The organism is Hydrogenophaga sp. BPS33, assembly GCF_009859475.1.
Taxonomy (GTDB): Bacteria; Pseudomonadota; Gammaproteobacteria; order Burkholderiales; family Burkholderiaceae_C; genus Hydrogenophaga.
Map to the genome: position 1 here is coordinate 3580430 of NZ_CP044549.1, position 23913 is coordinate 3604342.

Sequence of the window (23913 nt, forward strand, 5' to 3'; positions counted from 1 at the left end):
GGCCCATCGCGGCCATCGTAGCCGAGAGTGTCGCCACACCCAACCCAGCAACAGTAGTCGCCGAGCTGGGTGTGATCTAGGCTACCTTCTGCGTCTCTGCACACGACACAGATGCCACCGCGTTTGCCGCCTCCTCCATGGCCGACATGAGCACTGTGTCCGAGAGATGCGCATACCGCTGAGTCGTCTTCACCTGCGTGTGTCCCAGCAGCCGCCCCACCTCATAGATCGACCGCCCGGAGTTCACCAGGTTGCTCGCGAAGCTGTGCCGCAGATCGTGGATACGCACACCATCCAGACCGGCCCGCTTCCGTATCGCATCCCATTGGTGATGCAGATTGCCCCATGGCTTCAGGGTTGAGGGGTTCGGTACCACGTATGAGCAGCCATCGAATCGGGGCAATGAGGCGAGCACATCGACGGCCGCCGACGACAGGGGAACATTGCGCGCCCTCCCCGACTTCGACATCGGTATGTGCCACATCCGACGTTCAAGGTCTACGTGCTCCCAGCGAGCCTCCAGCAGTTCCCTCTTGCGGCAACCCAGCATCAGCAGCAGCGGGACAATGACCCTCATCTGCTCGTAGGGGCACGCCTCCAGCACCGTGCGCAGCCGCTGGACCTCCTCGGCGGTCAGGTAGCGCTCCCGGCCATTGTTGAGCTGAAACAGCTTCAGTGACTGAGCCGGGTTGTTCGACGCCCCCTGCACCTTCATTCGACGACCGAGGTTGTAGAAGATCTTGAACAGGGTCGGCATCTTATTGGCCGTCGAGAGTGCATAGCCGCGGGCCTTCAGTTCATCATGAGCATCACCGATCATCTTGGGTGTGATCTCGTCCAGCCGACGCGAGCCAAATCGCGGCAGGATGTGATGCTTCAGGAAGCTCACCGTGGATTGGTAGTTGCGACGATGTGCGCGTATGTGCGGCATGTAGACGTCGCGGATGAACTCCGACAGGGTGGGAACCGTGCGCTGTGCTCGGCGCTCATCCATGGGACTATCGCCGCCGACGACGCGGGAGCGGACCCGCTGTGCTGTGTCGCGTGCACGGGTGAAGTTGATGGACGCGGCATCGCCGATCTTGTACTGGCGCTGCTTGCCGTACTGGTCGCGGTAGCGCAGGTGGTAGGTCTTGCCGCCCGACGCACGGACCTCCAGGATGAAGCCCGGCACGGCGGTGTCGTAGAGGTCGATCTTGCTGCGACCCTCCGGGCACGTAGCGGTGTTGACGATGGATGTGGACAGGGTGACGGTGGGCACGATGGTGACTCCTCAGAAAAGTACAGACGAAAAAAAACCCCACCGGCAGCGAGTGCAGGCAGGGCCTGTGATTGGGTGATCTATTGGTTGGTTAGACTAGGTGGATCTCCTTGATTTGTGTGAACCGATGCGGGCTCGCAGCGGCTCTGAGACATGGGTTTCTTCTGGGCGGGCCACACACCCAACGGTCGGGGGGACGGGAGGCAACGGAAGCAACTTTGCCAACCTTGGCCGGCCCAGCTGTGGCGGCGGAAGCGCCAGGCAGGTCTTTGCGCGTGTTTCTGCTACCCGTGCCTCCGCCCTGAGTTAGCGTTGCATGCGGTCATGCCAATAGAAAGTCGTGTTCTCTGCCCCCCGTGCTACCGCCCGGTTGAGCTCACACCAAAAAAAAGGGAGACCCTTTTGAGGACTCCCTTTGGCATCTCTGCAGAGACTTGACTGACTTAGAACACCACTTCCGGCACTTCCCTTTCGGTACGTGCGCTTACGCCATAAACCGACGGAGCCCTGAACGGGACTAGCCACCGCTCACGATCCCGGATCTTCTTACTGCCGCCGAAGAACTCTCTCAGCAGCCTGGCGCACTCCTTGGCCTGTCCATTGGTGGGATACGAGATGCCGAGCTTTACGAGCACTTCGCTGGAGGTAAAAGCCTCACACCCACTTCGATCGCTGCACTCCACATCGACCTTTTCAAGGAACGCCTCACGAATCACGCTAACTGCGCGGTGCTTGCGGTTCTCGTACTCCAGGAGTGCTTCCTCCTCTTGATTGAGCCACCACGTTGCACCCTCGTCCAGCATCACCAGAGCCTGCGCATACAACTGCTGCATGTTGATGCCATGCTGGTAGTTGATGTGTTCGGTCTCGATGGTCCAGAACCTTGAATTTCCCGTTGAATCCTCCAAAAAGTTGTACTCATTCACAGAAGCACAGAACACTGTCCGCCTGCGATATTCCGATTCGGTCCGTGCATACGGCTTCCGAATCTTGTCCTGATCACTCGTCAAAAAGCCCTTCAATCGAGCGAAATCCTTCCCGATAGTGCTGTCCAGTTCTCCCAGCTCGACGATCAGATGCTTGATCGCACCAAGCTTTGAGTCCTTGTTGTGTACGTCCAGATGATGGTCGATCTTGACTAGTCGCTCGCGCAACTCGGGATCGTCCACCAAGCCCCGGAACCAGCTCGTCTTGCCGAGGCCCTGCCGCCCCTGCATGGTCAGTACACCGCGACCGCTGAAGTTCGTCTGAGTCGCTGCGGCCGCAACGCTCAAGACAAACTTCACGACCAGGATGTCCCGCAGAAACTTGGGGTAGCTCTTCGCCGGAGTGATGGTTTCAGCAATGGCCGCCATCCGATCAACGCCGTCCCATGGTTCGGAGCGCATCCACTCCTCAGCACAGTTCGTCTCGTTGTCTTTGGCCATCACCTCGATATAGCCCGAGATGTTCGCCGCCGGCAACTTGTTCAACTGAGCCAGGCTAATGACCGTGGCCAGCAGGGCTTCCTGCATGCCTTCGGTGTTGGCTACGCCGTCCATGAACAGCGCTGTGGACTTGGTGATCAAGTCGTTTGACACCGAAATGCCGTAACCCTTGAGCATGTGGGCGAGATTCTCGATCGTGCCCGGTAGTGCGTGATGTGGTAACTCTGGTTGGTGTGGAAAGCTGGCCTTGTCCAGCGGCTGGAAAACCCTGGTCAGACTTGGCAAGAAGGACTTGCGTCCTGCGCGCTTTGTTGCTTTCACTACCGTATCTTCGTATTCCTTTGTCATCGTTGTGTTCCCTTTTTTTTGTATTTATTAGAACTTTATTAATAGCATCAAGCGTTCAAGCCTGAAGCCGCTGGTCTGAGAAACTCTGATCAGGAGTAACTCAGGACCGCTAGTTTAGGGCGGGGCCAAATGGGGCCAGGGCGCAGATGCATCTACATGTAACGGCACAAATTCGAGCTCGATTTGCCTAATTTGATAACGGGAAAATAGCCGCAAACTTGCACATTGAATACTATGACACCAAAACATAAAAACCACCCCATTGATACTTACCAATAAGTAGTACCAAATTTTGTAGAAATTAGCATTTTTGATTATCGCCAGCGATACATCACATTGCAATTGAAATAAAGAGGGACGAAATGCATTTCCTCCACTATAGATACGTGCTTTTCCCCACGCTGCTTGCCCGTCAGACCCCGGCAAGAGCGCAGGAGCTGATGCCCTTGCGTGGTCATCATTGACCGCACTTAGAACCGGCCCCGGAACCCTTTTCGAAAAGTTGGTCAGGCTGCCCCCCGTGCCCCCGTCTGGTTGCCCGAGCCGAGCCGCTGCCCCGGGTGGTGCCCGAGGTTGCCCAGGTTTGGCCATAGCGGCCCCGTCGGCGCCCCGGCATGGCCACCCCCATTGCTCGCACCTGCGCGGCCCTGGCGGTCACATTCGGCGGCCCACGCGCGGTCTGGCTGGTCAGCGGCGGCGGCCCGGTCCAACTTGCTGCGTCGGTGATGCATGACATGGATGACTCCCTACTTGAATAGGTACAGAACGAAGGTGATGGCCAGCACGATCAGGCAGGCCGCTACGATTGGCTTGAGGTAGCAGACAGCAACTAGGCAGACAATGCCGAACCCCCTCGTACTCGCGAAGAGCATCGAGAGCAGCGCAGCCGCCAGCAGAGCGCCGATCACGCCCGTCATTGCGCACCCCGGGACTTGCGCTTGGGTGCCTCAGTTGTGGGTGTGAACACAGAGGCCAGCGGCACGTCGGGATTGCGTGCATAGCCACGTGCGCCCTCCGGCATCGGCACCAGCACACCGAGCCCCAGCAGCACGGCCATGAGGAAGCCGCCCGTGTTGATGGAGCGACCGGCGTACAGCTCGCGGAAAGCCGATGACGTGATCGGACCATCGCCCGCGATCACACCATCAATCTCCTTGGCGAAGATCCAATCCCGCGCGAACATGCCCCGCCCGGTGTTGTCGTGGATGCGGATGAAGTGCTCGCGCTCTCCGATGTGGCCCAGGTGGTAGGTCAGCACGGAGCGGCCGGATACTGATGGACATTGGCCCTCACGCAGGACCTGAACGAGGTCGTCGAGGGTCGGTGCTTCTGCGATGGTGATTTCTTCGTTGGACATGGATAGCTCCTATTGGTTGGCGGTGTGGATCAAATGAGCCGCGCAAGGACGGCGGGGTACTGACGGATGACCAGCAGCAGCGCGAGCGCCTCGGCCAGATCACGGGGGATGCCGGCATCGAACTGCATGACGGCCGCCCTCTCCTCCCACGCTTCACGCAGGTTCTCGTCGAGCAGCGCGGCGAAGTCGGCGACGATGGGGTGGCTCTCATGCATACAAATCTCCGGACGTAAAAAAACCGCCAGAGAGGCGGTTGGGGGTGGGGGGACGGGGGGCGACATTCATGACATTGCCTCGCGACAATGAGCAAGCAGATCGGGATCGACGTTGGGGCGCACAGGTACGTACACCACCACGCCCGATCCGTCGTCGCTCAATACGATGGTCAGCTCGATCCAATGCTTATGGGACTCGATGACGTCCAGCGGGCGCTCCAGCAGCGGGAATCCCAACTCGGCGTCGATCGCGGCAAGTGCATCGCCGGGTTCGACAATGACCAGCCGCACCATCTCCGTGAGGTCGCAGCCGTCATCGTCCAGGTCCGCCACTAGCCGCGCGATGAGCACCGACAGTGATGGTTCGTCGGGGTCTGCTCCGGCACTTCGGATCGAGGCCGAATCACGCAATACGCGCATATGTAGTTCTCCGTTTGTTGTGTGAAATGAAAAAGGGCCCCACGGAGTGAACCGAGGGACCCATCGGGGGTTACTGCAGAGATCGACTATTGAATTTTTCGGCGTCTCCTACGCAGGGTCCACACCAGCACAGCGGCCAGCAGGACGACCAGCACCGTGACCGCCAGCCGCAGCACCGAGGCCATGGCGAGGGCCGCACCTAGCTGGAACATGGCGAGCGCGGCGGGGATCGCCAGCAGGGATATCCAGATCATTGATTTCCTTTCATACAGACAAAAAAAAAGCCCCGGGATTTCTCCTGGGGCGCGGGGTGGGGATGGCTTTGGGTTAGTTAGAGGCTCACGATGATTGACGCGCACTTTGGGAAATCCACGTCCTTCGTCGCCATGAAGTGCCATGAGCCCTCCAGGAACGACACAAAGGCCATCTGAAAGCCGGTGTAGCCGCCGAATCGATTCTTGGAATTGACAGCAACACACGCGTGCTTATTGGGAAGAACAAGGACGTCACCGAAGCGAGCAGAGTCAGGATCGATCAGAGAGCGCTGAACCGCCTGAGTGATTTGAAGCTTCTCGCTGCTTGTGGCAGGTCGGACCGCTTTCAACTTTTCAGCCTCGCTGGGGTTCTGGGCCGCGCTGTGCTGCACCACCCCACAGACAGCCACTACCGCCAACAGGCACTGGCCGATGATTTTTCGCGCGGTAATGGATTGAACAAACAAACTCATGGTTCTCCTTGGTATCGATGAAGTGAAAGACAGCGAGCGGCCGCGACGGACCATCCGCAAAGGGACAATCAATGTCACGTTTTTCGTGACGACAGATTATCACCACGTCACGAGACTCGTGACATGGGTTCAGAGCCTGCTCACACCACAAATCTCATCGGGAAGCGCATTCGCTCACGCCGTGAAGATTTGGGCTGGTCGCAGGAAAAGTTGGGTGTGCTGATAGGCATCGACGAGTCGTCGAGCCGGGCAAGAATCAGCCGCTATGAGTTGGGCAACCATGAACCCCAGTTGGGCATTGCGCGCAACATCGCGAAAGCATTGGAGGTGCCGCTGGCCTACCTCTACTGTGAGGAGAACGACGTGGCCGAGTTGCTGCTTGCGATGCAGGCCGTGAAAGGCAAACGGCGAACAGCTCTGATTGCCTCTTGGCTGGAACAGGTCGGATAGTTTGAGGTCGCGTCGCGCTGAGGACTTATGCAGCCTCGCACACGGGCGGACGTGGACCGACGCCACATCTCGGAGATCGAGCTAGGGCGGAATACCCCGGGCCTGCGTCTCATCTTCAAGCTCTGCGATGCACTTGACATCGCGCCCTCGGATCTGCTGAAGGACATCGAGAGGCGCATGCGGGTGCAGGCCCCGCGTTAGTGCCGGTCCGGGCCGGGTGCCCGGGGGGTGCCCAGGTTGGCCCCGGGTGACGCCAACGTGGCCCAGCCATGACCACCCCCATGGCCCGGGGTTGCGCGTCGCCTGCGGCCAGTTGTGCGGCGGCCCACCACACCCAATCAAACTACCATCAGCGCCACCGTCCCGCTCAATGGAGGCCAGATGAATCGCACTGATCAGCTGATTGCCGATCTCGACTATCTTGAAAACGCAGGCATGACGGTCGAGCAACTCCGGTCTCTGCATCATTGGTCGGACAAGGAGACACGTGAGCGCGTGACGTTCAGCAGTGCGCGCGACTACTTCTCCCATGGGCACGATATGAGGACCAACAACGCGGCTTTTGCGGACAGACTGCGCGTCGTGGCAGATCTGCATCAGCGAGGGCTCGCAGGACTTGTTGAGATCGCCCTGCTTAGGCGCCCCTTCTGACCCAATGCTGTTTAAAGCACGTACATGCCCCTCGCGCAGCTCGGACCATGGACATTCAATCTGGTCCGTCGCCAACAGCTCGTATATGAAGGGCCTGCGTTGCGCGCGCTGCCCGGGGGTGTTCTACCAGGCAGGCATGGGCGTCTGGCTCTGGTCGTCGCTGCTGATGCCGATCACACCATTCTTCCTGATCCATTGGGCTGTGGGCATCGTGGCGATGGTCGCGGAAGTCTTGCATGTGATGGTGTATATCAATCGAAGAATGCCACTGTTGGCAGCGCAGCGAAGCTAGGAATGAGGCGCATGTGAGATCTATTACGGCGCACGCATAATCCAAGTGGGCCAAAGGTACCAAACTAGCGATCCCACAACGCATACTGGGGGAACAGTCACGTCACACGCCTGATTGCATGCTCGGCGAGGACTGAACAAACCAATCTGACTCCGCTATTTCTTGCCGCAATGCTGGTCAATAAATATTGCACCGCAAAAAGTCCAAAGGCCTGGAAAATCGTAATGATTGACACCACAGAGAATGTCATAACGAGCGGCACGAGCAGCATAAGGAGGAATGACAATCCAGCCATTTCGCGAAAACGAAGAAAGCTCCGGTTTGCATCGATCACGCTGGTCTTTGCATCCACCCTTCGATACAGCTTGTACCACAACTCGTTCTGTTCACGGGGAACCTTCGGGAAAGATCCCACGTTCTGCTGCAACGATGCCATATCAATCCGGGGGTCGGCAGGACCGTGTCGTGTGAATGCTCTGCAGCCTGGTAGATGATCCTTAATCCGCCAAAAAACAAGCATTTCTTTAAGTGTTGCAGGCAGAAGACCTGCCAGAATCAAAATTGGCACAGGCAAGAGAGCATTCAATGCAACCCGCACTCCACTAATTTGGCTCAATGATGTGTTAGCGACAACACTTGGGAAAACTATGCCAATCAAGACAAGAATATCAAGTGCGACAAGTGCTACCAACCATGGTAGGTTCCATGCCTTTACGTGACTACTACGTGTGTTAGCCATCTTAGTGATACTCAGTATCGATAGTGAAGCTTCCGTTCTCCGCTACGATGAAAATAATATGCCCATCTCGCCGCGTCGTCAACACTCGGCGCCTTTTCATGTTTGACCGCACCAATAATCCATCTGGGTGATTAGAAATAACTTCAGCGCGATATGTCTGCGCCATTCGCTGAGTGTCGTGAGCTATTGCCTTATCTGACATTACGACTAATCTTGGACATGCCACATTGAACAAAGGTGCATAGTAGCCATTTTCACGCCCATGATGAGACGCTACAAGCACATCAATATCTTTCAATTCCTCCAAGAAAGCCGGCTGTTCGAACATTGCCTCCCATCCCGCCTTTTCGAGGTCACCCGGAAAGAGAATTTTGAATCCTCGAAATGTTATAAAAACTGCCAAACTTAAGTTGTTAGTATCTTGAAAACGAGGATAGGCATTCGAAAATGATTTCACCGTGATGCCGCCCATGTACTCGTTAAACGGTTCAGGCACAGCACTGGTATAACTCCCATGAATGCTTAAGTACCGCTCAATGTCGTTGCTAGTACCGCCGGCCATCTTGATCCGGCGAAGATCCTCCACCGATACCTTGCGATTGCGGGTCAAAGTCGCAACATGAATACCCTCTTCCCAGAGCGAATTGAGGTCACTCATATGATCTTGGTCGGCGTTCGTGATGAACAGGTAGTCCAGGCGACTTCGCTTCAACGTGTTCTTGATGAACTTGCTAGGAGTCCACTCTTCAGTGCATCCAGAATCGATCATGGCCAGCCTTCCCTCGACGCCGTTAGTACGGGGTGCAATCAACGCACACGCTCCGTGTCGGACATCGCAAATGCGAAGCACCATTTCATTGCTCATTTGATCGACCCCATGCAAAATCAACTAGAACGACATGCGTTTGGCGCAACAGTGCTGCATCTGCGCGGCCACTCTCGATACACTACTGGTAGTGTATGTCATATTTCGTAGACACCAAATGTGCGGTTCTCGAACTTCTGATTCGCACGCAAGGCCGCACATGGCTTAAATCCAACTCCAAACGGCACTGTGGCCTTTGCGAAAGAACGAAACTATGATGCCCAGTAAACTCAAGCTTGTTGACGTACTAAGCAGGCGAATCAGGCAACTTTCTCAAAGTAAAGCTGCCTCCAGCATAAAATGGAAACTGCATTGGCTTGCACCCAATCTAATGCGCCATCCACACTTTAGCGCGGGAGAGGCAGACTACCATTTCAAACGCGATGAGAAATTAAACAGGGAGACATGCCCTGCGGGCGATGAGGAAATAAGGTCGCCAATGGTTTGGGGGCTAGAGTTGTATGGCCCTCAAGAAATAGGCGCTCTATATCGCGCACTTGAAAGATTCAAGTGGCAAGCTGGGTGGGGCCGTAGCGAAAAGGAAAGCGCTATAGCTTGGTTGCAGAATGAACGCGCATATGGTAGAGATGGCAGTTGGTACAATGTTGGAATTGTCGTCCCCAACTCTCAAAGACAAAATTATGTCACAGCAGACAATTATGCAGACCCACCAAAACAAGCAAATCATCTATTGGTTAGATTGTTTCAACCAACGCCCTCACTCACATGCCTGCTTATTGGCTTCTCGCTCAAAGAAGAGCTCGCAAGCAGCTATCACAACCAACTTAAATTAGATCGTAAAAGCCACTATAGACGAATTCGCAGAAGATGGGCCATCGAACATCTATCACCCGAACACATTAAATCAAAATCCATCGACGACACGCGAAATCAACTCCAAGATTTGGCATCTAACTGGTTTTCAAAAAATGCACCTGGATACTTCTCCAACACAATTTCAAGAGTGATAACAGCCGAACTTATTACAACGAAAAACCAGTCCTTATTTCCCAACTCGAAGAATGATCACGTTAGAGATTGGCGCTCTATCGTTAGCGCAACGACTCCATTCAACATTTGGACTCTTGAAGACTGCCCCGCCATGCAATTTATTGTTGAAAATCGCAAGGAATACGACAAACGCTTTCATTTAATCACAAATCTGCATACAGATAAAATCCCCGAAGATAAGATCAAACACTTGGGCGGCCATCAGCCTCACGCATACACATATTTCTGCCACGAGCACCTTGATGAAATCCTGGTCAATTTTGCTGCAATAGAGTTTTTGGTTGAAGTGTCAAAAAATCTAAAAACAAGCACAACATCACTTAAACTAGATCAAGTTCGCAAACGTACCAGCGCTAAATCATTGGAGAAGATTCAGCGTTTCTTTGACATGTCAATCGGCACTCCTCTGATCGCATCGGAACTAAAAATGCGTACTGAGGATAAGAGCCTATATAGCTTCCAGTGCTCCAAATTTTCCGCAACATCCTTGTGGGACGAGAAGAAATCAAAGCCACTAGCTGAGCTTCTCTGCGAACACACAAAATATCTAGCGTCACGCACAATTTCGGAAGAGGGTCTGACAAGGGATCATTTTGCGCAATTGGCAAATATTGTCAGCGTGCGGGAGAGCGTCAAAGCGCAGAGCCGCATGGAATGGCTAACTCTGATGGCTCTAGTTGTAGCTCTCATCTCTCTCTGGGTGTCTTTCAGTAAATCGTGACCTGCCGAGGCTCGAAATACCTATTCAGTATGCCCCCTAAAAAAAAGCCACCCCGAAGGGTGGCCCTGTCTCCTCTGTGAGGCGGATTCAGCTCAGTGGAACTGCTCTTCCTCGGTCGACCCCGTCAGCGCCTTCACGCTGGACGAGCCACCCTGGATCACCGTGGTCACGTCGTCGAAGTAACCCGCGCCCACTTCCTGCTGGTGCGACACGAAGGTGTAGCCCTTGTCGCGTGCGGCGAATTCGGGTTCCTGCACCATTTCCGTGTAGTGCTTCATGCCTTCGCCGCGTGCGTAGGCATGGGCGAACTGGAAGGTGTTGAACCAGTTGATGTGGATGCCGGCCAGCGTGATGAACTGGTACTTGTAGCCCAACGCGGCCAGGTCTTCCTGGAACGACGCGATCTGCTTGTCGTTGAGGTTCTTCTTCCAGTTGAACGACGGCGAGCAGTTGTAAGACAGCAGCTTGCCCGGGCACGCGGCCTGCACCGCCTGGGCGAACTCGCGGGCGAAGCCGATGTCGGGCACGCCGGTTTCGCACCACACTAGGTCGGCATATGGCGCGTAGGCAACGCCGCGGCTGATGGCCTGCTCCAGGCCGTTCTTCACGCGGTAGAAGCCTTCTTGCGTGCGCTCACCGGTCAGGAAAGGCTTGTCGTTGGCGTCGTGGTCGCTGGTGATCAGGTTGGCGGCTTCCGCATCGGTGCGGGCCAGCACGATGGTGGACACGCCCATCACGTCGGCCGCAAAACGGGCAGCGATCAGCTTTTCGCAGGCCTCTTGCGTCGGCACGAGCACCTTGCCACCCATGTGGCCGCACTTCTTCACAGCGGCCAGTTGGTCTTCGAAGTGCACGCCTGCCGCGCCAGCGGCGATCATGTTCTTCATCAGTTCGAAGGCGTTCAACACGCCGCCGAAACCGGCTTCCGCGTCGGCCACGATGGGGAGGAAGTAGTCGATGAATTCAGCGCTGCCCGGCTCGATGCCACGGCCCCATTGGATTTCGTCGGCGCGCTTGAAGGTGTTGTTGATGCGGCGGACCATGGTGGGGACCGAGTCGTAGGCGTAGAGCGACTGGTCCGGGTACATGGTTTCAGACGTGTTGCCATCGGCGGCCACTTGCCAGCCCGACAGGTACACCGCTTCCAGGCCAGCCTTGGCCTGTTGCATCGCCTGGCCGGCGGAGATCGCGCCGAAGGCGTTCACATAGCCCTTCTTGGCACCGCCGTTGACCTTGTCCCACAGCTTTTCGGCGCCACGCTTGGCCAGCGTGTGCTCGATTTGCATGCTGCCGCGCAGGCGCACCACGTCGGCCGCGCTGTAGCCACGCTTCACACCTTTCCACCGGGGGTTGGTCGCCCAGTCTTTTTCCAGGGCATCGATCTGCTGCTGACGGCTCAGTTGCTCGGTGAGGGATTGGGGCATTTGAAGACTCCTTGAGGTTGATGAAACAGCCCGGCAAGCTTGCATGCAATGGCGATGCCGTTGGACAGACTTTAAGTCTTATAGAAGACCATGAGAAGCTCTTATGTCTTATATAAGAGAAAAAATTTCTCATTGTTTTTAAAGGATATTTTCGACAAATATCTCAATGCAAAAATCGTTTTCTTACATTGAGAAAATTTCTTGCGCCGCAACATTCTGTAATTTCACATTGAGAAAAGAAAATCTCTCATTCTGAAAAATGACACAGCACTTGGGGCATCATGCGCTCCAGTTCAGTGCACTCCCATGACATCGCCATGACTTCCCCGAACCGTGGATGGGCCTACGCCAGCCTGGCCTTGAGCATGTCGCTGGTCGGCAGCTACGTCGCACTGTCCAAACCGCTGGTGCTGGTGTTTCCGGTGTTCCTGCTCGCCTGGCTGCGCTTTGGCATCGGCGGCGTGGCGATGTGGAACTGGCTGCGCAAGCCGGCGCACGAGCCGTCCCTGTCGCGCCGCACACGTGTGCTGTTGTTTCTGGAATCGTTCCTGGGCAACTTCCTGTTTTCCGTTTGCATGCTGTTCGGCGTGAGCATGACCACCGCCGTGGCGGCAGGTGTGGTGATGTCGTCCATCCCCGCGGTGGTCGCCGCGCTGAGCTGGGTGTTCCTGCGCGAACGCCTGGGGTGGCGAAGCGCGGCCGGCATTGCCTGCGCGGCCATCGGCATCGGACTCTTCTCGCTGCAGAAGGTGGACGCTGGCGCGGCGGTCGACCGGGCGGGGCCGTTCGGCATGGATAAGGCCTTGCTGGGCAATCTGCTCGTGTTCGCGGCGGTCGTGTGCGAAGCGTCCTATGTGGTGATCGGGAAACTGCTCACCGAAGGCCTGGGACCCAAGCGGATCTCGGCCATCATCAATCTCTGGGGATTCGCCCTGGTGACGCCCTTGGGCCTGTGGGCCGCCTGGTCGTTCGATTTCTCCACGGTCGCCCTGCCCGTCTGGGCCTTGCTGGTGTTCTACGCGCTGGCCGCGAGCGTGTGGACGGTATGGCTCTGGATGACGGGTCTCAAGGCGGTGCCGGCTTCGCAGGCGGGCGTTTTCACGGTAATGCTGCCGATCAGCGCCGCAGCGATCGGGGTGTTGTTCATGGGCGAACGGCTCACAGGCATGCAGGGTGTCGCGTTCGGCATCGCGCTGTTGGGTCTGGTGTTGGCGACCCTGCCTGAACGCACGTCAGGCTAAGCGCACCACAAACCGGATGGATGCGCGACGCCCATCCAGAGTGCCCAGCCCGAGGTCGCCATCAACGCCAATCCGGCGAGCCGGATACCCCAGCCACCGGAGCGCGCGCCACGCAAGCGCAGCAGCAACCACGGCCCGGCCAGCAGCGACACCGAGGTGCCGAGCGCGAACAGTGCCATGACGGCCGCGCCCTCGAACGCGTGGGCCGTCAACGACGCCACCAGCAAGGCGGAGTACAACAGGCCGCAGGGCATGAGCGCCCACCCCAGGCCCAGCACGAACGGCGCGCGCGGCCCCAGCGCGGCCATCGTGGGCCTGGCCTTGCGCCACACGGCCTGCCCCAGGTTCTCGATCCAGGCGGGCTGGCGCGCACGCCACAGCAACGCCATGCCCAGCAGCAGCGCCCCCACATGGAACATGGTCCACACCGGACGCAGCACCGCGGTGTTCGTGCCCAGCCACGCCAGCCCCTGCACCGAGCCCGCGGCAAAGGCGCCGAACAGCGCGTAGCCGGCGATGCGGCTGAGCTGGAAACTCAGCAAGGCTTGCGTGCTGCGCGCCCCCGCCGCTCGGCCCACGCCCGCGCACGCGGCACCGCACATGGCCACGCAATGCGGGCCGCCCACCAGGCCCATGAACAACGCGGTGATCGCCATCGAGGTTTGCATGCTCGGACGCGTTCGCGCGGGTCAGATGATGCGGGAGAAACGCGCCCGGTCACGATCTGCCTGCAAGTGGCGGTCGAACACCATGGCAATGGCGCGCACCAGGAACCAGCCGGTCTCGGTCACCTGCACGCTCGCGTCGTCCAGGCGGATCAGGCCCTCGTCGGCCAGCGTTTTCAGGGCGTCCATCTCGCGAGCGAAATAGCGCTTGAAATCGATCAGATGCCCGAGTTCGATCGACTCGAACTGCACCTCGCCCTGGCACATCAAGGCCATGATGACCGCGCGCCGCAGCAGGTCGTCGCGCGTGAGGGCCAGGCCGCGCACCACGGGCAGGCGGCCCTGGTCGAGCAGGTCGCGGTATTCGTCCAGCGTCTTGGCGTTCTGGCTGTAGGTGGCGCCGATGCGGCCGATGGCAGAGACACCCAGCGCGATCAGGTCGCAGTCGGGCTGGGTGCTGTAGCCCTGGAAGTTGCGGTGCAGGCGGCCTTGGCGTTTGGCCACGGCCAACGCATCGTTGGGCAAGGCGAAATGGTCCATGCCCACATAGACGTAGCCCGCGTCCATCAGCGCGTCGAGCGAGAGGGCCAGCATGCCGAGCTTGTCGCTCGGGCTGGGCAGCTCCACGGCGGAAATGCGCCGCTGCGGCTTGAAGCGCGCGGGCAAGTGGGCATACCCGTAGAGCGCGATGCGGTCGGGCCGCAGCGTGTTCACCTGCGCCAGCGTGCGCGCGAAGGACTCCGGCGTTTGCAGCGGCAGGCCGTAGATCAGGTCCACGTTCACCGACTCGAAGCCGATGCGCCGCGCGGCCGCCACCAGCGCGAACACCTGCTCGGCCGGCTGCACCCGGTGCACAGCTTTCTGCACGGCCGGGTCGAAGTCCTGCACGCCAAAGCTCAGGCGGTTGAAGCCCAGGCGCGCCAGGGTCTCGAGACGTTCTTCCGTGACCGTGCGCGGGTCCACCTCCACCGAGTACTCGCCGCCCGGCACCAGCGTGAAGTGACGCCGCAGCATGGTCATGAGGTCGCCGAGTTCGGCGTCTGACAGGAAGGTGGGGGTGCCTCCGCCCAGGTGAAGTTGCGAGACGTTCTGGCCTTTGCCGATGTGCGCCACCTGCAGCTCCACTTCACGCGCCAGGTAGCGCAGGTACTCGGTCGCGCGCGAATGGTGTTTGGTGATGACCTTGTTGCAGGCGCAGTAGTAGCAGACCGACTCGCAAAACGGAATGTGCACGTAGAGCGACAGCGGCAGCGCCATCGAACCGGCCCGGCGCTGCTCCAGCGCCTGGACGTAGTCGCTCTCGGTGAACGCCTCGACAAACCGGTCGGCGGTGGGGTACGAGGTGTAGCGCGGGCCGGGAACGTCGAACCGGCGCAACAGCTCCTCGGAAATGGCGTGGCTCAAAATGAAATCTCCATCAAGGCCCTCACTGTGCGGCAGACTGGGCTGCCGCCCCTTGATCTCGGTCAACAAGTGCCCAGATCGCATTTCGCCCCCAATGCTTACGGGGGTATGCTTCGCCCTATGGACGCCCAAAGCATCAAAGTCGCCTGCTCGAGTTGCAACCTGCGGGAGCTGTGCCTGCCCATGGGACTCAACCCGGGGGAAATGGACAAGCTCGACGCCATCGTCTCCAAGCGCCGCCGCATCCCGCGCGGCGCCGCGCTCTTCAACGTGGGCGACAAGTTCACGTCGCTCTACGCGGTGCGTTCAGGGTTTTTCAAGACATGCGTCACCACCGCCGATGGCCGCGACCAGGTGACCGGCTTCCAGATGACGGGCGAGATCATCGGCTTGGACGGCATCGTGAACGACCACCACTCGTGCAACGCGGTGGCGCTGGAGGATGCCGAGGTCTGCATCATGCCGTTCGACCAGGTGGAAGAGCTTTCACGCGAATTCACCACGCTGCAGCACCACGTGCACAAGATCATGAGCCGCGAGATCGTGCGCGACCACGGCGTGATGCTGCTGCTGGGCAGCATGCGCGCAGAAGAGCGGCTGGCGGCATTCCTGCTGAACCTGGTGCAACGGCTGCACGCGCGGGGGTTCTCGCAGTCGGAGCTGGTGCTGCGCATGACGCGCGAGGAGATCGGCAGCTACCTGGGCATGAAGCTGGAGACGGTCAGTCGAACGTTCTCGAAGTTCGTCGACGACGGCATCATTGACGTCAAGCAGCGCTACGTGCGCATCAAGGACACGGACGGCCTGCGCCGCATCGTGAACCCGCAGCCCTGTGGATGATGTCGCTTCGCGGGTCGCTGCCCCCCCCAAGGGGGCTGATCCGCCTTGGGGCGGCCCGGCGGCGGATCGCGTCCCTTCTCCATTTCAGTCTCGCGCCAGCCACACGCTGAGCGCGCCCGAGAGCGCCGTCACCGCCCAGAACACGAAGAACGCCACGGTGTAGACCATCTGGCGCGAGCCTTCGAGCGGCTGGCCGCCGAGCCAGTGCAGGTCGCCCGGGTCGACCATCGCGAACACCAGCATCTCCAGCAATGCGGCAGTGAGGAAGGTGGGCCAGGCGATGCCCATCCATTGGCGCACGTTCATTTCATCGCTCCTGCGGCACGACGGGCGAGGCCGCGTGGTTGCGCGCCTGGTGGGCGGGCTGCAGCTGGATCAGGGCTTCGTCACGCGCCTGGCCTTGCAGCACGGAAGCCGCCGCGCGGTCGCGCTCGAAAGCGGTTTTGTCGAGCACCGGGTCGGCATGGGTCACGGCAATGTAGACCATGACGAGACTGGCCAGCACCACGATCAGCGGGCCACCTACCACCAGCCACATTTGCGGCACGCGCCACCAAGCCACGCTCGGTATCTGGACGGTGGGAGAGGACGATGGGTTCACGCGAGCTCCTTCAAAGACGGAAAACAAGTTCAACGCGGCACGAGGAACACGGCCTTTTCGGACACGTGGATGCCCTCGTCGCCTGTGGCGCGGATGTCGAAGCGGATCGGATGCGATCCGCTGCTGGCCGCGTCCGGCGGGATCTGCACGCGCACGGCCACGGCGCGCACTTCGGTCGACAGCACCTCGACCTCGGCCGGCGTGTCCAGCGCGATGCCGGGCAGGCCCGAGACCTGGATGGCATAGCGCTGCGGCAATTCGGTGGCGTTCATGATCTGCAGGCGGAACACGTTCTCGATCCGGCCCTCTTCCACCATGCGCGCGAGCGCCCCCCGGTCGCGTATCACGTCGACCTTGAGCGGCGTGCGCAGGAACAGGCTCAGGCCCACCGCGATCGTGATGACACCCAGAATGGCCGTGTAGACCAGCACGCGGGGGCGCAACGCCCGGCGCAGCATCTGGCGCGTGCCCCAGCCTTGCTCAATGCCGTTCTGCGTGGAGAAGCGGATCAGCCCGCGCGGGTAGCCCACCTTGTCCATCACGGTGTCGCACACGTCAATGCAGGCAGCGCAGCCGATGCATTCGTATTGCAGGCCGTTGCGGATGTCAATGCCGGTCGGGCACACCTGCACGCACAGCGTGCAATCCACGCAGGCACCCAGGCCCAGCGCCGTGGGGTCGGCCTTCTTCGAGCGCGCGCCGCGCGGCTCGCCGCGTTGCTCGTCGTAGGTGACGATCATGGTGTCGCGGTCGAACATCGCGCTCTGGAAGCGCGCGTAGGGGCACATGTACTTGCACACCTGCTCGCGCAGGAAGCCGGCGTTGCCGTAGGTGGCCAGGCCGTAGAAGAAGATCCAGAACCACTGCCAGGGCCCGAGCGCGGCGGCCATGGAGAGCGCGCCCAGTTCGCGGATGGGCGTGAAGTAGCCCACGAAGGTAAAGCCGGTCCACAGCGAGAACACCAGCCACAGCGCGTGCTTGAGCGAGCGCTTGGCCAGCTTCTCGGCCGAGAGGCCCGCACGGTCGAGCTTCAGGCGCGCGCTGCGGTCGCCCTCCACCCGCTTCTCGATCCACAGAAAAATTTCGGTGTAGACCGTCTGCGGACAGGCAAAGCCGCACCACAGACGCCCGGCCACGGCGGTGAACAAAAACAGCGCCAGCGCCGAGATGACGAGCAGGCCGGTGAGGTAGATGAAGTCCTGCGGGTACAGGACGAGGTTGAAGATGTAGAAGCGGCGCGCCTCCAGATCGAACAGCACGGCCTGGCGGGCGTGCCACTGCAACCAGGGCAGACCATAGAACACGATCTGCGTGAGCCAGACCATGATCCAGCGCCAGCGCGAGAACAGGCCCGAGACCGAGCGCGGCTGGATCTTCTCGCGCGCGGCGTACAGGGACACCATCACCTCGTCGTCGGCGGGCACTGCGACGATGGGAATGGTGGCTTTTCGATCGGTCATGAAGGATTCTTCTCGCGCGCGTCGGTCGGTCGGTCGATCAGTTGGGCGCTGGCGACGCCTTGTTCGACATGCCCCACACATACGCGCTCAACACGTGGATCTGGTCGGCATTGAGCTTGTCAGCCTGGGCCGGCATCTGGTTGTTGAAGCCCTTGGTGATGGCCCGCACCACGGCCTCTTCGCCCCAGCCGTGCAGCCAGACCTTGTCGCTCAGGTTGGGTGCGCCCATGGCGGTGTTGCCCTTGCCGTCCGCGCCATGGCACGCCGCGCAGGCGGCGAAGGCGGGTCGGCCCAGAGCCGCGCGTACCGAGTCGTGCGGGCTGCCCGAGAGGCTGAGCACGAAGTGGGCGACGTTGCGCACGTCTTCGGGCGAGCCCACGGCCGCGGCCATGGGAGGCATCACGCCCATGCGCCCGGAGATGATGGTGGCCTTGATCGTGGCCGGGTCACCACCCCAGAGCCAATCGCCATCGGTCAGGTTGGGAAAGCTGCGCGCGCCGCGCGCGTCAGAGCCGTGGCAGGTGGCGCAGTTGTTCATGAACAGGCGCTCGCCGATCGCCATGGCCTGTGCGTTGCCCGCGAGCTGCTGGGGCTCCATGCCGTTGAATTGCGCGTACAACGGCGCGATCTCTTCGGCTCGCTTGGCCACTTCGTTCTGGTAGCGGCTGCCGGACGTCCAGTTCAACATGCCCGGGTACTTGCCGTACATGGGGTACAGCAAGCCGTAGAGCAGCGAGAACACCACAGTGATGATGAAGAGATAGACCCACCAGCGCGGCAGCGGGTTGTTCATTTCGCGCAGGTCTTCGTCCCACACGTGGCCGGTGGTGTTGTCGGCCGTGGCCTTGACCTTGGCGGTGCCGCTGACCCACAGCAGCACCAGGCACGCCAGGATGCTGACCAGCGTGAGGCCGGCCACGTACCAGGACCAGAAATCGCTCGTAAAGTCGCTCATGAGGGTTCTCTCGTGCTGTCTTGGGGCGCTTCGTCGCGAAACGGCAGCAGGGCCGCGTCGTCGAAGCGGGCCTGGTTGCGCCGGGACCAGGCCCAGACAACGATGCCCAGGAAGGTCAACAGGCTGATCACGGTGACAGTGCTGCGCAGAACGTTGATGTCCATGTGTGCTCTCCAGGTGCTCACTTGATTGCGGTGCCGAGCACCTGCAGATAGGCGATCAGTGCGTCCAAGTCGGTCTTGCCTTTCACCTCGTCGCTGGACGCGGCGATCTCTTCGTCGGTGTACGGCGCGCCCAGCGTGCGCAGCGCTTGCATGCGCCTGGGCAGGCCGGCCGCGTCCACGGTCTTCTTCTCCAGCCAGGGGTAGGCCGGCATGTTGGACTCGGGCACCAGATCGCGCGGGTTGATCAGGTGGATGCGGTGCCATTCGTCGCTATAGCGGCCGCCCACGCGGTGCAGGTCGGGGCCGGTGCGCTTGCTGCCCCACTGGAACGGGCGGTCGTAGACGAACTCGCCCGCCACCGAGTAGTGGCCGTAGCGCAGCGTCTCGGCCTGGAAGGGGCGGATCATCTGCGAGTGGCAGTTGTAGCAACCCTCGCGCACGTACACGTCGCGTCCGGCGATCTGCAAGGCGGAGTACGGCTTGAGGCCGGGCACCGGTTGCGTGGTGGATTTCTGGAAGAACAGCGGAACGATTTCCACCAGACCGCCCACCGCGATCACCAGCACGATGAGCACGATCATCAGGAAGTTGTTGGTCTCGATCCGCTCGTGGGTGAAACCTTGTGGCTTTTCTTGGGCCATGTGCGTGTCCTCAGGCTTGAGCCGGATTCAGGGTTGGAATGCGGGCCTCTTGCACCCGTCCGTTGCGCGCGGTCATGACCATGTTCCAGAACATCAGCACCATGCCGGCGAGGTAGAGCACGCCGCCGCTCAGGCGGATCAGATAGAAGGGGAAGGTGGCCTTCACCGACTCGACGAAGGTGTAGGTCAGGCTGCCATCGGGGTTGACCGCACGCCACATCAGGCCCTGCATCACGCCGGCGATCCACATCGCGGCGATGTAGAGCACGATGCCGATGGTCGAGATCCAGAAGTGCAGTTCGATGGCGGGCACCGAGTACATCTGCTTCTGGCCGTAGAGGCGCGGGATCAGGTAGTACATCGTGCCCATGGTGATCAGGCCGACCCAGCCCAATGCACCGGCGTGCACGTGGCCCACGGTCCAGTCGGTGTAGTGCGAGAGCGCGTTCACCGTCTTGATCGACATCATCGGCCCCTCGAAAGTGGCCATGCCGTAGAACGACAGGGAGACGATCAGGAAGCGCAGGATCGGGTCTTCGCGCAGCTTGTGCCAGGCGCCCGAGAGGGTCATGATGCCGTTGATCATGCCGCCCCAGCTGGGCGCCAGCAGGATGAGCGAGAACACCATGCCGACCGATTGCGCCCAGTCGGGCAAGGCCGTGTAGTGCAGGTGGTGCGGGCCGGCCCACATGTAGGTGAAGATCAGCGCCCAGAAGTGCACGATGGACAGGCGGTAGCTGTACACGGGGCGCTCGGCCTGCTTGGGGATGAAGTAATACACCATGCCCAGGAAACCGGCGGTGAGGAAGAAGCCGACCGCGTTGTGGCCGTACCACCACTGCACCATCGCGTCCTGCACGCCGGCGTAGGCCGAGTAGCTCTTGAACAGGTCCACCGGCAACGCGGCGCTGTTGACCAGGTGCAACACCGCCACGGCCAGGATGAAGGCGCCGAAGAACCAGTTGGCCACGTAGATGTGGCGCACCTTGCGCATGCCAATGGTGCCGAAGAACACGATGGCGTAGGACACCCACACGAACGTGATCAGGATGTCGATCGGCCACTCCAGCTCCGCGTATTCCTTGCCCGAGGTGTAGCCCATGGGCAGCGTGATCGCGGCCAGCACGATGACCAGTTGCCAACCCCAGAAGGTGAAGGCCGCGAGCCGGTCGGAGATCAGGCGGACCTGGCAGGTGCGCTGCACCACGTAGTAGCTGGCGGCGAACAGGCCGCAACCACCGAAGGCGAAGATCACCGCGTTGGTGTGCAAGGGCCGCAGGCGGCCATACGACAGCCATTCGATGCCCAGATTGAGCGCAGGCCAGGTGAGCTGCGCGGCGATGATCACGCCCACCAGCATGCCCACCACGCCCCATACCACCGTCATGATGGCGAATTGCCGAACGACTTTGTCGTTGTAGACCTCTGCCGATGGGCGGGTCCCGCTGGTCACTGACATACACAACTCCTCGCAAGTGTCATGCAAGCAGTGTCGGCAAGGCGCGGCGTTCGCACCTTGACCTACGTCAATCGTTCTTCAGAATGCGCTCGCCTTCGCGTTCGACGTTGTCGAACTGGCCGCCTTGCAGCGCCCACCAGAACACGCCGATGATGCCGAAGACCAGCAGCACGGAGAGCGGAATCAGGAGAAAGAGAACGTCCATGCTTTCAGGTTCGCGCCAGGCGCAAGGCATTGCCGATCACTAGCAAGGAACTCGCCGCCATGCCCAGGCCGGCGAGCCACGGCGGCATATAGCCCAGCAGCGCCAGGGGCACGCACACCAGGTTGTAGCCGGCGGCCCAGGCCAGGTTCTGGCGCACCGTGCGCAGCGTGTTGCGCGCCTGGGTCAGGGTGCGCACCACGTCCATCACCTGGCCGCCCTGCACGATGAAGTCCGATTGCGCCTGCGCCAGTGGGGCCGCATGGCCGAGCGCGAACGAGGTGTCGGCCCGCGCGAGCACCGGACCGTCGTTGAGGCCATCGCCCACCATCGCGACTTTCAGGCCGCGCGCCTGCAGTGCCTGGATTTCGGCGAGCTTTTGCTCCGGCGACGCGCCACCGATGATGTGGTCCACCCCCACGGCCTGCCCCACCCGAAGCGCCGCGAGGCCATGATCGCCCGAGAGCAGCCAGGTGCGCACGCCCTTCTCGCGCAAGGCCGCCACCGCCTGCGCCGCGTCGTCGCGCAAACCTTCTTCGAGGCGGAAACTGGCCAACCAGCCGCTCGGGTCGGCCAGGTGCACCGTGGGCGCCTCCGGATGGTTTTCCCAGGACGCGGCACCGCAGAAGGCCGCAGAGCCCAGGCGCACCCAAGCGCCATCGGGCTGCACCGCCTGCATGCCCTGCCCCGCCTGTTCGGTGTGGCCGGCCAGGGGTGCCAGCACAACGTGTTCGGCCAGCGCTTGCGCGACGATGGCGCGCGAGGCCGGGTGCAAGGAGCCTTCGGCCAAGGCCCCTGCGAGCGCGAGCGCCTGGGCGCGATCCACGCCATCGCGCGTGCGGATCTCGCGCACCGCGGGCCGGTCGTGTGTGAGCGTGCCGGTCTTGTCGAACACCACCGCGTCCACCTGGGCCAGGGTCTCGAAGGCTTGCAGCCGCCGCACCAGAACACCGCGGCGCGCCAGGGCGCCGGCGGAGGTGAGCATGGCCGCCGGCGTGGCGAGCGAGAGCGCACAGGGACAGGTGACGATCAGCACTGCGACCGCGACGGCCAGGGCCTGCGAATGGTCGAGCTGCCACCAGGTCACGCCCGCGAGCGCCGCGGCCAGCAACACCAGCAGCAGGAACGGCGCGGCCACGCGGTCGGCCAGCACGGCCAGGCGCGGCTTCTCTGTCGAGGCCCGCTCCATCAGCTGCACGATCTGCGCGAAGCGCGTGTCCCGGCCCAGGCGCGCCACCCGCACGCGCACCGGCCCGCCCAGGTTGAAGCTGCCGGCCACCAGCGCCTGGCCCTGCCGCCGCGCGACCGGGTGCGACTCGCCGGTGAGCAGCGCCTCGTCGACCAGCGCGTCGGCATCGAGCAGTTCGCCATCGGCGGGAAACGCCTGCGCTGCGCGCACGCGCAGCACGTCACCCACCTGCAGGCGGCGCAGCGAGACCGATTCGAAGCTGCCATCGGGCTTCTGCCGGTCGCACACCTGCGGCAAACGGTTCATCAGCTCGTCCAGCGCACCCGCGGTGTGGTCGCGCGCCTTGTGTTCGAGGTAGCGCCCGCCCAGCAAGAAGAACACGAACATGGTCAGCGAGTCGAACCAGACCTCCGAGCCCCAGGGACCATGGGGGTCGAAGGTCGCGGCAGAGCTGGCCAGGAAGGTCACGAGGATGCCGATGGACACCGGCGTGTCCATGCCCACGCGGCCGTGCCGAAGATCGCGCCAGGCGTTGGCGAAGAACGGGCCGCTGGCAAAGAACACCACCGGCAGGCTGACCACCCAGCTGGCCCAGCGCAGCAGTTGGTCGATGTCGGCAGGGATCTCACCCGGCTCGGCGACGTACGCGGGCCACGCGAACATCATCACCTGCATCATGCAGAAGCCGGCCACGAACAGGCGCCAGAGGGCCTGCCGGGTTTCGCGCAGGCGCTCGCTGACCGAGGCAGCCTGGGGCATCGGCAGCACCCGGTAACCCCGTTGACCGAGCGCGCGGGCCAGCGTGGACAGGCGCGTGAGCGCCGGGTCCCACTGCAGGGCCAGGCGCCGCGTGGCCGCGTGGACCTGGGCGCCCAGAAAGCCCGGCATGCCTTGCAAGGCCGACTCCACCGCGTCGGCGCAGGCCGCGCAATACATGCCCTGCACCACGAGGACCGACTCGGCCCCGCTGCCGGCCGGCGCATCCGCGGTCAACGACCGGGTGAACGCTTCCTGCTCCACGGGATCGTCCAGCACCGCGAAATCGTCGGTGACCGTCAGCGATCCCCGGTGTTCGTCCACCCAGTCCCCGACCAGCCCGGGCACACGGCTTGCGGCAAGAGATGGGGAGACTGCAGAATGCATGGCGCAAGCGTAGTCCACGCCGTGAGCTGCGCTCTTGACAT

At 61.1% G+C, this 23913-nt stretch carries 29 protein-coding genes; 7 read left to right on the forward strand and 22 right to left on the reverse strand.

Annotation, left to right across the window (positions count from 1 at the left end; translation table 11 throughout):
• Window positions 1–76 precede the first annotated feature (76 nt).
• From F9K07_RS16630 to F9K07_RS16665, 8 genes are all read right to left on the reverse strand, one after another.
• Window positions 77–1261, reverse strand: coding sequence for a site-specific integrase (locus F9K07_RS16630; protein ID WP_159594488.1), 1185 nt, complete (start codon window positions 1259–1261; stop codon window positions 77–79).
• 443 nt (window positions 1262–1704) lie between these two features.
• Window positions 1705–3036, reverse strand: a complete 1332-nt coding sequence (locus tag F9K07_RS16635; RefSeq protein WP_159594489.1) for a VapE domain-containing protein — start codon at window positions 3034–3036, stop codon at window positions 1705–1707.
• A 746-nt stretch (window positions 3037–3782) separates the two neighbouring features.
• Complete coding sequence (locus F9K07_RS16640) at window positions 3783–3953, reverse strand: hypothetical protein (protein ID WP_159594490.1); 171 nt, start codon at window positions 3951–3953, stop codon at window positions 3783–3785.
• Window positions 3950–4393 (reverse strand): hypothetical protein, encoded by a 444-nt coding sequence (locus F9K07_RS16645; protein WP_159594491.1) that lies wholly within the window; start codon window positions 4391–4393, stop codon window positions 3950–3952. The genes F9K07_RS16640 and F9K07_RS16645 overlap by 4 nt, the downstream gene beginning before the upstream one ends.
• Before the next feature lie 29 nt (window positions 4394–4422).
• A complete protein-coding gene (locus tag F9K07_RS16650) occupies window positions 4423–4608 on the reverse strand; it encodes a hypothetical protein (protein WP_159594492.1) in 186 nt (61 codons plus the stop codon).
• Between the two features lie 66 nt (window positions 4609–4674).
• The gene (locus tag F9K07_RS16655) at window positions 4675–5028 is read right to left on the reverse strand and encodes a hypothetical protein (RefSeq protein WP_159594493.1); all 354 of its coding nucleotides are present in this window, start codon (window positions 5026–5028) and stop codon (window positions 4675–4677) included.
• 86 nt (window positions 5029–5114) lie between these two features.
• Entirely contained in the window at window positions 5115–5282 is a 168-nt protein-coding gene (locus F9K07_RS16660; RefSeq protein WP_159594494.1) for a hypothetical protein, read from the reverse strand.
• 77 nt (window positions 5283–5359) lie between these two features.
• Window positions 5360–5755 carry a hypothetical protein gene (locus F9K07_RS16665; protein ID WP_159594495.1) on the reverse strand — a complete coding sequence of 132 codons (396 nt, stop codon included), beginning with the start codon at window positions 5753–5755 and terminating at the stop codon, window positions 5360–5362.
• Window positions 5756–5878: 123 nt separating this feature from the next.
• Between F9K07_RS16665 and F9K07_RS16670 the strand changes: the two genes are divergently transcribed.
• From F9K07_RS16670 to F9K07_RS16685, 4 genes are all read left to right on the forward strand, one after another.
• The gene (locus F9K07_RS16670) at window positions 5879–6205 is read left to right on the forward strand and encodes a helix-turn-helix domain-containing protein (RefSeq protein WP_159594496.1); all 327 of its coding nucleotides are present in this window, start codon (window positions 5879–5881) and stop codon (window positions 6203–6205) included.
• 27 nt (window positions 6206–6232) lie between these two features.
• Complete coding sequence (locus tag F9K07_RS32300) at window positions 6233–6406, forward strand: helix-turn-helix domain-containing protein (RefSeq protein WP_159594497.1); 174 nt, start codon at window positions 6233–6235, stop codon at window positions 6404–6406.
• Window positions 6407–6586: 180 nt separating this feature from the next.
• Entirely contained in the window at window positions 6587–6856 is a 270-nt protein-coding gene (locus F9K07_RS16680) for a hypothetical protein (RefSeq protein ID WP_159594498.1), read from the forward strand.
• Between the two features lie 85 nt (window positions 6857–6941).
• Entirely contained in the window at window positions 6942–7148 is a 207-nt protein-coding gene (locus F9K07_RS16685; protein ID WP_159594499.1) for a hypothetical protein, read from the forward strand.
• Between the two features lie 97 nt (window positions 7149–7245).
• Here F9K07_RS16685 and F9K07_RS16690 read toward each other — a convergent pair whose 3' ends face one another.
• Both F9K07_RS16690 and F9K07_RS16695 read right to left on the reverse strand, forming a co-directional pair.
• Window positions 7246–7839: a hypothetical protein gene (locus tag F9K07_RS16690; RefSeq protein ID WP_159594500.1), complete on the reverse strand. Its 594-nt coding sequence runs from the start codon at window positions 7837–7839 to the stop codon at window positions 7246–7248.
• A gap of 49 nt (window positions 7840–7888) precedes the next feature.
• Window positions 7889–8752 carry a ComEC/Rec2 family competence protein gene (locus F9K07_RS16695; RefSeq protein ID WP_159594501.1) on the reverse strand — a complete coding sequence of 288 codons (864 nt, stop codon included), beginning with the start codon at window positions 8750–8752 and terminating at the stop codon, window positions 7889–7891.
• A 217-nt stretch (window positions 8753–8969) separates the two neighbouring features.
• Here F9K07_RS16695 and F9K07_RS16700 point away from each other — a divergent pair, with 217 nt between their 5' ends.
• Window positions 8970–10484: a hypothetical protein gene (locus F9K07_RS16700; RefSeq protein ID WP_159594502.1), complete on the forward strand. Its 1515-nt coding sequence runs from the start codon at window positions 8970–8972 to the stop codon at window positions 10482–10484.
• A gap of 92 nt (window positions 10485–10576) precedes the next feature.
• Here F9K07_RS16700 and aceA read toward each other — a convergent pair whose 3' ends face one another.
• Window positions 10577–11908: an isocitrate lyase gene (gene aceA / locus F9K07_RS16705; RefSeq protein ID WP_159594503.1), complete on the reverse strand. Its 1332-nt coding sequence runs from the start codon at window positions 11906–11908 to the stop codon at window positions 10577–10579.
• A 317-nt stretch (window positions 11909–12225) separates the two neighbouring features.
• Between aceA and F9K07_RS16710 the strand changes: the two genes are divergently transcribed.
• Window positions 12226–13149, forward strand: coding sequence for a DMT family transporter (locus F9K07_RS16710; RefSeq protein ID WP_159594504.1), 924 nt, complete (start codon window positions 12226–12228; stop codon window positions 13147–13149).
• Here the strand turns inward: F9K07_RS16710 and F9K07_RS16715 are convergent.
• Together F9K07_RS16715 and hemN are read right to left on the reverse strand one after the other, a co-directional pair.
• Entirely contained in the window at window positions 13146–13817 is a 672-nt protein-coding gene (locus F9K07_RS16715) for a sulfite exporter TauE/SafE family protein (protein WP_159594505.1), read from the reverse strand. The two genes, F9K07_RS16710 and F9K07_RS16715, sit on opposite strands and share 4 nt — an antisense overlap.
• A 21-nt stretch (window positions 13818–13838) precedes the next feature.
• Window positions 13839–15218, reverse strand: coding sequence for an oxygen-independent coproporphyrinogen III oxidase (gene hemN / locus F9K07_RS16720; protein ID WP_236581289.1), 1380 nt, complete (start codon window positions 15216–15218; stop codon window positions 13839–13841).
• Window positions 15219–15338: 120 nt separating this feature from the next.
• Between hemN and fnr the strand changes: the two genes are divergently transcribed.
• Window positions 15339–16058, forward strand: coding sequence for a fumarate/nitrate reduction transcriptional regulator Fnr (gene fnr, locus F9K07_RS16725; protein WP_159594507.1), 720 nt, complete (start codon window positions 15339–15341; stop codon window positions 16056–16058).
• An 84-nt stretch (window positions 16059–16142) separates the two neighbouring features.
• Here the strand turns inward: fnr and F9K07_RS16730 are convergent, their stop codons facing one another.
• The 9 genes from F9K07_RS16730 to F9K07_RS16770 form a co-directional block, all read right to left on the reverse strand.
• Window positions 16143–16364, reverse strand: a complete 222-nt coding sequence (locus tag F9K07_RS16730; protein ID WP_159594508.1) for a hypothetical protein — start codon at window positions 16362–16364, stop codon at window positions 16143–16145.
• A 1-nt stretch (window position 16365) separates the two neighbouring features.
• Window positions 16366–16659 carry a nitrogen fixation protein FixH gene (locus F9K07_RS16735; RefSeq protein ID WP_159594509.1) on the reverse strand — a complete coding sequence of 98 codons (294 nt, stop codon included), beginning with the start codon at window positions 16657–16659 and terminating at the stop codon, window positions 16366–16368.
• 29 nt (window positions 16660–16688) lie between these two features.
• On the reverse strand, window positions 16689–18119 hold the full coding sequence (ccoG, locus tag F9K07_RS16740; protein WP_159594510.1) for a cytochrome c oxidase accessory protein CcoG: 1431 nt from the start codon (window positions 18117–18119) through the stop codon (window positions 16689–16691).
• Between the two features lie 37 nt (window positions 18120–18156).
• Window positions 18157–19074 (reverse strand): cytochrome-c oxidase, cbb3-type subunit III, encoded by a 918-nt coding sequence (gene ccoP / locus F9K07_RS16745; protein WP_159594511.1) that lies wholly within the window; start codon window positions 19072–19074, stop codon window positions 18157–18159.
• A complete protein-coding gene (locus F9K07_RS16750; RefSeq protein WP_159594512.1) occupies window positions 19071–19238 on the reverse strand; it encodes a cbb3-type cytochrome oxidase subunit 3 in 168 nt (55 codons plus the stop codon). The genes ccoP and F9K07_RS16750 overlap by 4 nt, the downstream gene beginning before the upstream one ends.
• Window positions 19239–19255: 17 nt before the next feature.
• Window positions 19256–19879, reverse strand: a complete 624-nt coding sequence (gene ccoO, locus F9K07_RS16755) for a cytochrome-c oxidase, cbb3-type subunit II (protein ID WP_159594513.1) — start codon at window positions 19877–19879, stop codon at window positions 19256–19258.
• A 10-nt stretch (window positions 19880–19889) separates the two neighbouring features.
• Complete coding sequence (gene ccoN / locus F9K07_RS16760) at window positions 19890–21338, reverse strand: cytochrome-c oxidase, cbb3-type subunit I (protein ID WP_159594514.1); 1449 nt, start codon at window positions 21336–21338, stop codon at window positions 19890–19892.
• Between the two features lie 67 nt (window positions 21339–21405).
• Window positions 21406–21543 carry a cbb3-type cytochrome oxidase assembly protein CcoS gene (ccoS, locus tag F9K07_RS16765; RefSeq protein ID WP_159594515.1) on the reverse strand — a complete coding sequence of 46 codons (138 nt, stop codon included), beginning with the start codon at window positions 21541–21543 and terminating at the stop codon, window positions 21406–21408.
• 4 nt (window positions 21544–21547) lie between these two features.
• On the reverse strand, window positions 21548–23872 hold the full coding sequence (locus F9K07_RS16770; RefSeq protein ID WP_159594516.1) for a heavy metal translocating P-type ATPase: 2325 nt from the start codon (window positions 23870–23872) through the stop codon (window positions 21548–21550).
• Between the last annotated feature and the right edge of the window lie 41 nt (window positions 23873–23913).